We start from the raw sequence: 9463 nt of genomic DNA, 5'->3' as shown, positions 1-9463 counted from the left end.
CCCGACGTGATGATCGACGGAGAAATGCAAGCTGATGCGGCCCTCGTGGCATCGGTAGGTGCCAGCAAAGCCCCGGGCAGTCCCGTGGCCGGTAAAGCTAACGTGTTGATATTCCCGAGTCTTGAAGTTGGAAACATCAGCTATAAACTCGTGCAACGTATTGCAGGAATTGAAGCGGTGGGTCCCGTCCTCCAAGGTATGGCAGCCCCAATTAACGACCTGTCAAGAGGTTGTTCCGTGAGCGACATCGTGAACCTTGTTGCCATCACGGTAAATCAGGCAGCGGCAAAATAGACTTTTATAGACTCAACAAGTATTACCATTTTCAAATTAAATTATAATGAACGTATTAGTTTTAAACTGCGGTAGCTCCTCTATTAAATATCAATTGCTTGACATGGCAGGAGAACCGACGTTACTCGCTAAAGGATTGGTGGAAAAGATCGGTTTACCCGTGGGAAGTTTCACTCACAAACCGGAAGGAAAAGATAAATACGTGGTAGAAGAACCTATCGCGGACCATACAGCCGGGATCGATTTGATCTTGAAAGCTCTGGTTGACCCGAAACATGGGGTAATCAAGGCCTTGACGGACATTAATGCCGTGGGACACCGCGTAGCTCATGGAGGTGAATTCTTTGCTAAGAGCGCCCGTGTTGACGAGGATGCCAAGAAAAAGATCGCCGCTTGCTGCGAGTTAGCCCCACTTCACAATCCCGCAAACTTGAAAGGAATCGAGACCATGGAAAAACTGTTACCGGGTATACCACAAGTAGCAGTATTTGACACGTCATTCCACCAAACTCTTCCGAAAGAAGCATATATCTACGGGCTCCCGTACAAATACTACGAGGATTATCGTATCCGTCGTTACGGATTCCACGGAACCTCTCACAAGTTCGTGGCTGAAAAAGCATGTAAAATACTGGGATGGAATATTGAGGAGAAAAAAATCATCACTTGCCACTTGGGTAATGGTTCATCCATAACCGCCATCAACAAAGGTAAATCCGTTGACACCTCCATGGGTTTCACTCCCAATGCCGGTGTGATCATGGGAACCCGTACGGGAGACCTTGACTTGGGAGCATTATTGTATATCTGCGAGAAAGAAGGTTTAAATGCGGCACAGGCAAACGACCTAGTAAATAAACAATCAGGATTGCAAGGAGTATCTGAAGTTTCTTCCGATTGTCGTGACTTACAGGCTGCAGCTGAATCCGGAAACGACAAGGCTCGCCTCGCCCTTGATATTCTTGCTTATGACGTGAAGAAATACGTGGGTAGCTATGCTGCCGCCCTAAACGGAGCGGATTTGATCGTCTTCACCGGGGGTATCGGGGAAAATGACAGTGAAGTACGTGAACAAGTATGTACCAACATGGAATACATGGGTATTCACTTTGATGTAGCCGCCAATAAAGGCGTTCGTGGACAAGACAAAGTACTGTCTTCCGCCGATTCCAAAGTAATCGTGATGAGCATCACCACGGACGAAGAATTGGTTATCGCGACGGACACCATGAATCTAGTGAAATAAGCTATTATTTCTATATAAAAAAAGAACGATCTGTGATACAGATCGTTCTTTTTTTATATACGTTCAGTCATCATGCTTGAAAAGACAACCGATTGATTTTCTTGCCAGTTAGAACTTGGATTTCCCGAATTTTAGACTGTTCCTCTTCCGAACAGAACGTCACCGCTGTACCGAAATGTCCCGCACGCCCGGTGCGCCCGATACGATGTACGTATGTTTCAGCCACATCAGGCAGATCATAATTTATGACAATCTCCAACTCCTGAATATCAATTCCTCGCGCCGCGATGTCAGTGGCCACCATCACCCGGATAGCTCCAGCCTTAAAGTTCGACAAAGCTCGCTGGCGTTGTCCTTGTGATTTATCCCCGTGAATCGCCTCACTTTTGATGCCGGACTTCTTCAACAAGCGGGATATATTATCCGCCCCATGCTTGGTACGTGAAAAAACAAGCACCGACTTTTTCTCTTGTTTCAACAAGGAAACAAGAAGTTTCTTCTTTTCCGGTTTCTCCACGAAATAGACACATTGTTCCACCGTGTCAACGGCAGAAGAAACCGGGGTTACCTCCACCCTCGTCGGGTTTGAAAGAATACTTCTCGACAAATTCACTATATCCTTAGGCATCGTTGCCGAGAAGAACAGCGTCTGCCGCTTTGTCGGCAGCATGGGTAACAAACGTCGTATATCCGCGATAAATCCCATATCCAGCATCCTGTCAGCCTCATCCAGAACAAAATGCGTAATCGATGAAAGATTCACGTATCCCTGCCGAATCAAATCGAGCAAACGTCCCGGTGTGGCAACAAGAATATCTACTCCTGCCTGTAACAGATCCGTCTGCGGTCCTTGTTTCACTCCGCCGAATATAATCGCATGCCTAATCCCCGTGTACTTCCCGTAATCCGTGATATTCTCTCCGATCTGGATAGCCAATTCCCGGGTCGGTGTCAGGATTAAAGCCTTAATAACCCGTCTTTTCACGAGACGTCCTTTATTCCCTCGTGTTTCCGAACGATTTTCCTCCGAACGATCGGCCAGTAAATGTTGCAGGATCGGTATAGCGAACGTCGCTGTCTTACCGGTTCCGGTCTGGGCAATTCCCAGCATATCGCCACCACCAAGAGCCACAGGTATACCCTTCTCTTGTATCGGGGTGGGCTTTTCATATCCTTTTTCACAGATAGCCTTTAAAATAGGCTCTGCAATTTCTAATTCTCTAAATGTCATAATAAATAATTGTTACGTTTAAAATTGCCTCCAGCCATTTTCGATTCGTACATATAAACCTACTCGGGCAAAGAAACTGTCTGAACAAAGAAAGCTTACAAAGGTCAATTCAACGATGGAAAGAGCCGAACGGAATATGTCCGGAAAATACAAAGAAGATAAAGATCAAAATGAACTCACAATGTTTCACGGTACAAAGATAGTTAATATAATTCAGTTTACACCATATTTCTTGGAATAATTGCAAAAACCCTTGTCTAAACAGCTTATTTCTCAGAAAAAAGAACGTTTACTTCCTTTCATCTGTCGAATTCGTTATATTTGCCAATCAATCACTAAAAACGTAAAAGATGGGCGTGTTTCGTAAATTTCCCCGCACCTTTTGGGTGGCTAATACTATTGAATTATTTGAACGCTGGGCATGGTATGGTTTCTTCATGCTTTTTGCCAATTACCTCACGGGATCATCCGACATGGGTGGTCTGGAATTCACGCAAAGTCAAAAAGGAATCCTGATGGGTGTGGGAACGGGAATACTCTACTTCCTACCCGTCTTGACCGGGGCCATAGCTGACCGCTACGGTTACAAAAAAGTACTGGCTCTCGCTTTCGTGATCTACACGTCCGCCTTCATCCTCCTACCCATGTTCTCCACGTTCACGGGAGTATTCCTCATGTACCTTTATTTGGCTCTGGGTGCCGCCCTGTTCAAACCGATCATCTCGGCCACAATTGCCAAGACCACAACGGATGAAACAGCCTCCATCGGGTTCGGCATCTACTACATGATGGTTAACATAGGCGCTTTCTTCGGACCGATGGTCACCCTTTTGTTCAAAGGATCGTCCAACCTCGTGTTCTATGTATCGGCTGGTATTATCGCGCTGAACTTCGTGCTACTTCTTTTTTACAAGGAACCCCACCGGGGAGTCGTGCAGCAGACTTCTCTCACTCGCACCTTCGGGGATATATTCCGGAATATGTTCAGTATCGTGAAAGACTTGAAATTCGTGGTATTCCTGCTCATCGTGGCCGGATTCTGGACCATGTACAACCAACTCTTCTTCACCCTACCCGTCTTTATCTCGCAATGGATAGACACGAGCGTGTTGTACCATTTTTTTGAAAAGTATATCCCTTTCATCAGCACCAACTACAGTCCGGCCCCGGGAGTTATGGATGCAGAATTCGTGACGAACTTCGATGCCCTCTACATTATCATTTTCCAGATTATCGTGTCGAGCATCGTCATGCGCATGAAACCCCTAAAATCCATGATTTCAGGATTCCTCGTCTGTTCCATCGGAATGGCCCTCACCCTATTCTCACAAAACGTGCTGTTCACGCTTGTGGCGATATTGATCTTCTCGCTGGGAGAAATGGCCGGATCTCCGAAAATCACGGAATATATCGGCCGGATTGCCCCACACGACAAAAAGGCTCTCTACATGGGCTACTCCTTTATCCCCGTCTTCATTGGTAACGTTTTTGCCGGAATTATCTCCGGTGTAGTCTACCAAAACATGGCGGATAAAGTGATGATCACTCGTCAGTTTGTTGCCGCAAAAGGCCTCCATTTACCGGACGGTTTGTCAAATAACGCCTATTTCGATCATGTAGCCCAACAAGTCAACCTCACCCCTCACGAGTTAACCAACCTACTATGGAACGAGTATTCCCCCTCCGACATATGGATGGTAATACTGGCTATCGGGCTAGGCACTACCTTGTTGCTCTACATTTACGACCGAGTGATAAATAAAACTAAAAGATAAAAACTAAAGGATAAAAGTTTAAAATCTAAAATCTTAACATCCTCATTCTGCAGCGGACAATCAATAAAGCATTATATTTGTACTCGTAACACTAAAATAAAAGCAAAACATGAAAAAGAGTTATATTGTAATAGGAGTAATTATCGTCATCGTGATTGGAATCTTCATGTGGTTTAAAGGAAGTTACAATCAGATGGTAACCCGGAGTGAGAATGTATCCTCCCAATGGTCGAACGTGGAAAATCAATACCAACGTCGTCTGGACCTAATCCCGAACCTCGTGAACACGGTGAAAGGCTACGCGGAGCATGAACAGAACACGTTGACCCAAGTTGTGGAGGCCCGTGCAAAAGCCACGCAAATGCGGGTAAACTTTGATCAACTGGACGAGCAAACTATCCAGAAATTCAATAATATGCAAGGCGAACTTTCCTCTGCCCTCTCCCGTTTGATGGCGATCTCCGAGCAATACCCGGACTTGAAAGCCAATGAGAACTTCCGTGACTTGCAAGCCCAACTAGAAGGAACAGAAAACCGAATTGCCGTTGAAAGACGCAAATTCAACGAGGAAGTGAAAGGTTATAACGCCTACATTCGTTCATTCCCCAAAAACATCATCGCCGGGATGTTCGGTTTCCTCCCGAAACCTTACTTTGAGGCTGCCGCCGGTGCAGAAAAAGCTCCGGAAGTTAAATTTTAAACAACTACCCCCACCGGCTCCCCCTTACACAGGGGGAGTTAGAGGGGGTAGTTGAAAAGATAAAAACTAAAAGTTAAAAGATAAAAATAGAAAATCAAAAAGCGTTGGCCTCGTGCGACTGGAATCTAAAATCTAAAATCTAAAATCTAAAATTCATCAGCTTATGTCTCCCGAAAAAGCCTTTACCCAACAACAAAAAGACGCCATGGTAGCCGCTATCAAGCAAGCGGAAAAAGACACGTCCGGGGAAATCCGGGTACATATCGAAAACCGTAGTAAAATAGACGTACTTGACCGGGCTGCCGACGTTTTTGCCCACTTAAACATGCACAAAACGGCGCAAAGAAACGGGGTACTGATCTACGTGGCCTTACTGGACCATAAATCCGCAATCTTGGGAGATGCCGGGATTAACGCCAAAGTACCTGCGGACTTCTGGGATTCAATCATGAAAAACATGGTTGCAAAATTCAAGGAAGGCAAGATCACGGAAGGCATCTGCGAGGCTGTCATCTCTGCCGGGGAACAACTGAAAGCGTACTTCCCCTACCAGGCTGACGACGTGAACGAACTTCCCGACGAAATTTCCTTTCAGTAAAGGAATACCACAGGTTTGTACGAACAACCTGTTTTCTAATTTGTAACTTATAGCAAAATGATAAAAAGACTCTTCATATTATTCGCCGTCATTGCGGGAACCCTGCTCTCCGTTCATGCTCAGGATATTCCGGAACCCATGACCCCGAAACGCATCGTGAACGACTTCACGGGATTATTCAGCACCCAAGAACGGGCAGCGCTGGAAAAGAAACTGGTAAACTTCAACAATAACTCCTCCACCCAAATCGCCGTGGTCACCGTACCTTCGCTCAACGGGTACGACATCAACGACTACGCTGCCCGTCTCGGGGAAAAATGGGGTATTGGACAAAAGGGAAAAGACAACGGTATCGTCATTCTGATTAAACCCAAATCCGGAAGAGAAAAAGGAGAAGTGGCCATTTCCGTCGGTTACGGGTTGGAAGGTGTCGTTCCGGACGTGACGGCCTCCCGCATCATCCGTAATGAAATCATTCCCGCTTTTCAGGCAGACAACTACTACAAAGGTATTGACAAAGCCACAGACGTGCTGATCGACTTGTCAAAAGGCGAATACACCGCAGACGAGTACAAGAAAAAGAATGAAGGCAATCCCTTCGACATCGTGATCGGGTTCATTGTTTTCGTGATCATCCTGTCACTCATATTCCGGAAACGGGGCGGCGGTGGTTACTCACCCGGTCACACCTCCGGTCGCGGCGGATTCTTCATCTTTCCCATGGGTGGCGGCAGTAGCGGTGGATTCGGAGGATTCAGCAGTGGTGGCGGGTCATTTGGTGGATTCGGCGGTGGTTCATTCGGTGGCGGTGGTTCCAGTGGTAGCTGGTAACGATCACCGGATCAACTGATCCACTCGATAAAACGATCAGCGTACTTGATATACAGCAACACCCACACCAGAAAGCGGGCAAAACGCCCCACGAGCATATAGAAAGCGGACATCTTCGGACGGACACGATAAAATCCGAGGGCAATGGCAAACAGATCTCCCACGATCGGCAACCACGTGAAAAGAGCAAGCCAAACACCGTAACGATCCACGTGTCCTTTCTGTTGCTCCAGCTTTTCCCGTTTCACCTTGAACCAGCGTTCAATCCAGTCCCAGCGTCCCAGCCACCCGATCCAGTACGAGGTCAATCCTCCCAGCCAGTTACCTACCGTGGCTATCGCCAAGCATCCCCACACGTTTCCTCCTAACGCCAACACGCCTACCAACAACACGTCGGCACTCATCGGGATCACCGTCGACGCCAGAAAAGAACCGATAAACAACCCCCAATATCCTAAACTTACCAGTGTATCCATAACTTAATTTATATCATCATTCGGTTTCTTCGGGTCACGCAGAAATTCCAAGTTCCATACCCTCTCTGCTTTACGCCCCAGCAACCAGAAAGATACAGCCAGTATAAAAAAGAACAACCCGGCATGCATGACATCCCACAGCAGGGAGAAATACAACGTGTAAATACCCAACAGAAAAAAAGTGATCCCGAACCCACGGGCAACGGCATCATCCCGTTTCAAACCTACAAATATAGCCACTACCGAACCGAAAAGGATCAGCAAATTCCAAGCCCACAACTCCACCTGTTTCGTGGAATACCAGCGAATCCAGCTTTCCGAATTCCCGAATATGGAAAGAAACCACAACGAGATAAACAGGTAAAGCATTCCCACCACGTATGTAGAGTAATCAAAAGTCGTGAACCACTTCTTTCCGGCCAGCAAGAAACGACACGCTACCAGCAATCCCCCGAAAGCCACGTAACGCTGCGGGTAATTCAGGCCTAGAAAATGATTGCCCCAGTCACTCAGATACCCTGTCTCGGCCCCGTACCACGCTCCCAGCGACAACAAGGCAAACACCCACACCTGCACCGACGAAAAGTAAAAGCCCAGCACGGCATAAATCACCGCCGCCAGCAGGAAAAGCAATGAAAAATGCCCGCTCCCGTTATCCATGGCCGCCCCCAAGTAACCGACCGAGACGGCCGTCAGCAACACACCCAAAAAAAGAATTGTCTCGTTACTGAAAACCTTGTAAGGCATCCGTTTCCGTCGTCGCCAACCCCAGTAATACACCAAGGCCGCTCCCACGGCAAACACGCCGCTGGCCAAAGAATAAGAGGAAAGAAACAATCTTTCAAGCAAATCCATGATCAAATGATCCGCTAACACCGACACCACGGCGATCACCCCGCACACGATGGCAATCCAAAACGAGTACTTCGCCAACTCCTTCCACTCGAAAGAACGCACCGTATAACTTCCCTTCAACCGATCCGCCGTACTCACGTCAATCGTGCCGTCCGCCTCCCATCGCTCGATCACCCGTTTCAACAAATCCCCTTGCGACTTATTTAACTTCATGCCTGCTTTCTTTTATAATTCGACGTAAAGATAGAAAATAAATGTAACCACACGAATAATTAATTATTTTACCTTCGCGGTGTAAATTGAAAAGCTATGCAAGAAGATACTTTTTATCAAATACGCCGCAAACTGCATCAACACCCCGAACTCTCGGGCCACGAAGCACGGACGGCCCGTTTCGTCGAGGATAAATTACAGGTATTCCACCCGACCAAAGTCATTCGTCACGTGGGCGGCCACGGGCTGCTCGTTGAATACTTCTTCTCGGAAGACGGCCCCACTGTCCTGTTCCGGGCAGATATGGACGCCGTCGCTGTACAGGAACCGGACGATATACCCCACCATTCACAAACCCCGGGAGTGGCGCACAAATGCGGCCACGACGGCCACACCACCATACTACTCCGGTTTGCTCGAATGCTGTCAGAACACCCGTTAACAAAAGGACGCGTACTGCTACTTTTCCAACCGGCAGAAGAGAACGGTACAGGCTCAAAAGCCGTGCTAGACACGAAAGTGTTGGACTATTACCAGATCGACAAGGCATTTGCCCTACACAACATACCGGGCTACCCGTTGCACGCCGTTCTCTGCAAGGAAGGTAGTTTCACGTGTGCCGTGGTGAGCGTTTCCATCACGCTCACGGGAAAAACCTCACACGCCGCTGAACCACAGAAAGGTATCAGCCCTATTCCCGCCATGCTCACGATTGTTGATGAGTTATCACGCTGGAATAACACCGATATGCAATCCGACAACTACTTTCTCTCTACCATAGTAGAAATACACGTCGGGGAAGAAGCATACGGCGTGTCGGCAGGAAACGGTGTGATCCGGGCCACGCTTCGAGCCAAAACCGACAAACTGCTACACCAACACGCCGAGCAACTAAAAAATCTGGTAGCCACCGAGTGCGAACGTACTCCCGGCTTGCAACACGAGATGGAATGGTTGGAACCGTTTTCTGCCAATGAAAACGACCCGCAGTCCGTAAACCTGGTAAAAAGTGCGGCTATTCGCAATAATTTACCATACTTAGAATTACAGCCACCATTCAGCTGGGGCGAAGACTTCGGCTTATTCACACAGCAATATAAAGGAGCCATGTTCGGTCTGGGTTCCGGGGAAAACTGCGCCCCGCTCCACTCCCCGCAGTATGACTTTCCAGACGAAGTGATTGAAACAGGAGCAACCCTGTTTTACACGATCGCCAAAGAAAATCAGGGACTATGATGTAGGCG

At 47.6% G+C, this 9463-nt stretch carries 10 protein-coding genes; 7 read left to right on the top strand and 3 right to left on the bottom strand.

From position 1 onward, the window contains the following. On the top strand, positions 1–294 hold a 294-nt coding region (locus AB5542_RS20200; RefSeq protein WP_368243393.1), incomplete at its 5' end, for a phosphate acyltransferase. 46 nt (positions 295–340) lie between these two features. Then, positions 341–1540: an acetate/propionate family kinase gene (locus tag AB5542_RS20195; protein WP_279038490.1), complete on the top strand. Its 1200-nt coding sequence runs from the start codon at positions 341–343 to the stop codon at positions 1538–1540. Between the two features lie 70 nt (positions 1541–1610). Here AB5542_RS20195 and AB5542_RS20190 read toward each other — a convergent pair whose 3' ends face one another. Next, positions 1611–2771 carry a DEAD/DEAH box helicase gene (locus AB5542_RS20190; protein WP_279038489.1) on the bottom strand — a complete coding sequence of 387 codons (1161 nt, stop codon included), beginning with the start codon at positions 2769–2771 and terminating at the stop codon, positions 1611–1613. Positions 2772–3121: 350 nt separating this feature from the next. On the opposite strand from AB5542_RS20190, the gene AB5542_RS20185 reads away from it, so the two are divergent. The 4 genes from AB5542_RS20185 to AB5542_RS20170 all read left to right on the top strand — a co-directional run bounded on the left by AB5542_RS20185 (position 3122) and on the right by AB5542_RS20170 (position 6675). Beyond that, entirely contained in the window at positions 3122–4546 is a 1425-nt protein-coding gene (locus tag AB5542_RS20185) for an MFS transporter (protein ID WP_279038488.1), read from the top strand. 109 nt (positions 4547–4655) lie between these two features. Then, the gene (locus AB5542_RS20180) at positions 4656–5246 is read left to right on the top strand and encodes a LemA family protein (RefSeq protein ID WP_087420133.1); all 591 of its coding nucleotides are present in this window, start codon (positions 4656–4658) and stop codon (positions 5244–5246) included. Between the two features lie 163 nt (positions 5247–5409). After that, positions 5410–5844, top strand: a complete 435-nt coding sequence (locus AB5542_RS20175) for a TPM domain-containing protein (RefSeq protein ID WP_087420132.1) — start codon at positions 5410–5412, stop codon at positions 5842–5844. Between the two features lie 57 nt (positions 5845–5901). Beyond that, positions 5902–6675: a TPM domain-containing protein gene (locus tag AB5542_RS20170; protein WP_279038487.1), complete on the top strand. Its 774-nt coding sequence runs from the start codon at positions 5902–5904 to the stop codon at positions 6673–6675. An 11-nt stretch (positions 6676–6686) separates the two neighbouring features. Here AB5542_RS20170 and AB5542_RS20165 read toward each other — a convergent pair whose 3' ends face one another. Together AB5542_RS20165 and AB5542_RS20160 are read right to left on the bottom strand one after the other, a co-directional pair. After that, positions 6687–7151 (bottom strand): YqaA family protein, encoded by a 465-nt coding sequence (locus AB5542_RS20165; RefSeq protein WP_087420130.1) that lies wholly within the window; start codon positions 7149–7151, stop codon positions 6687–6689. Between the two features lie 3 nt (positions 7152–7154). Further along, complete coding sequence (locus AB5542_RS20160) at positions 7155–8219, bottom strand: DUF2157 domain-containing protein (protein ID WP_087420129.1); 1065 nt, start codon at positions 8217–8219, stop codon at positions 7155–7157. Positions 8220–8315: 96 nt separating this feature from the next. On the opposite strand from AB5542_RS20160, the gene AB5542_RS20155 reads away from it, so the two are divergent. Beyond that, the gene (locus tag AB5542_RS20155) at positions 8316–9455 is read left to right on the top strand and encodes a M20 family metallopeptidase (RefSeq protein WP_279038486.1); all 1140 of its coding nucleotides are present in this window, start codon (positions 8316–8318) and stop codon (positions 9453–9455) included. Positions 9456–9463 lie beyond the last annotated feature (8 nt).

Origin of the sequence: Butyricimonas sp. RTP31003st1_G1_RTP31003_210430, assembly GCF_040920905.1 — a bacterium.
Taxonomy (GTDB): domain Bacteria; phylum Bacteroidota; class Bacteroidia; order Bacteroidales; family Marinifilaceae; genus Butyricimonas; species Butyricimonas paravirosa.
The sequence above is the reverse complement of the archived record's forward strand: the minus strand, read 5'-3'. Positions and strand labels throughout refer to the sequence as shown.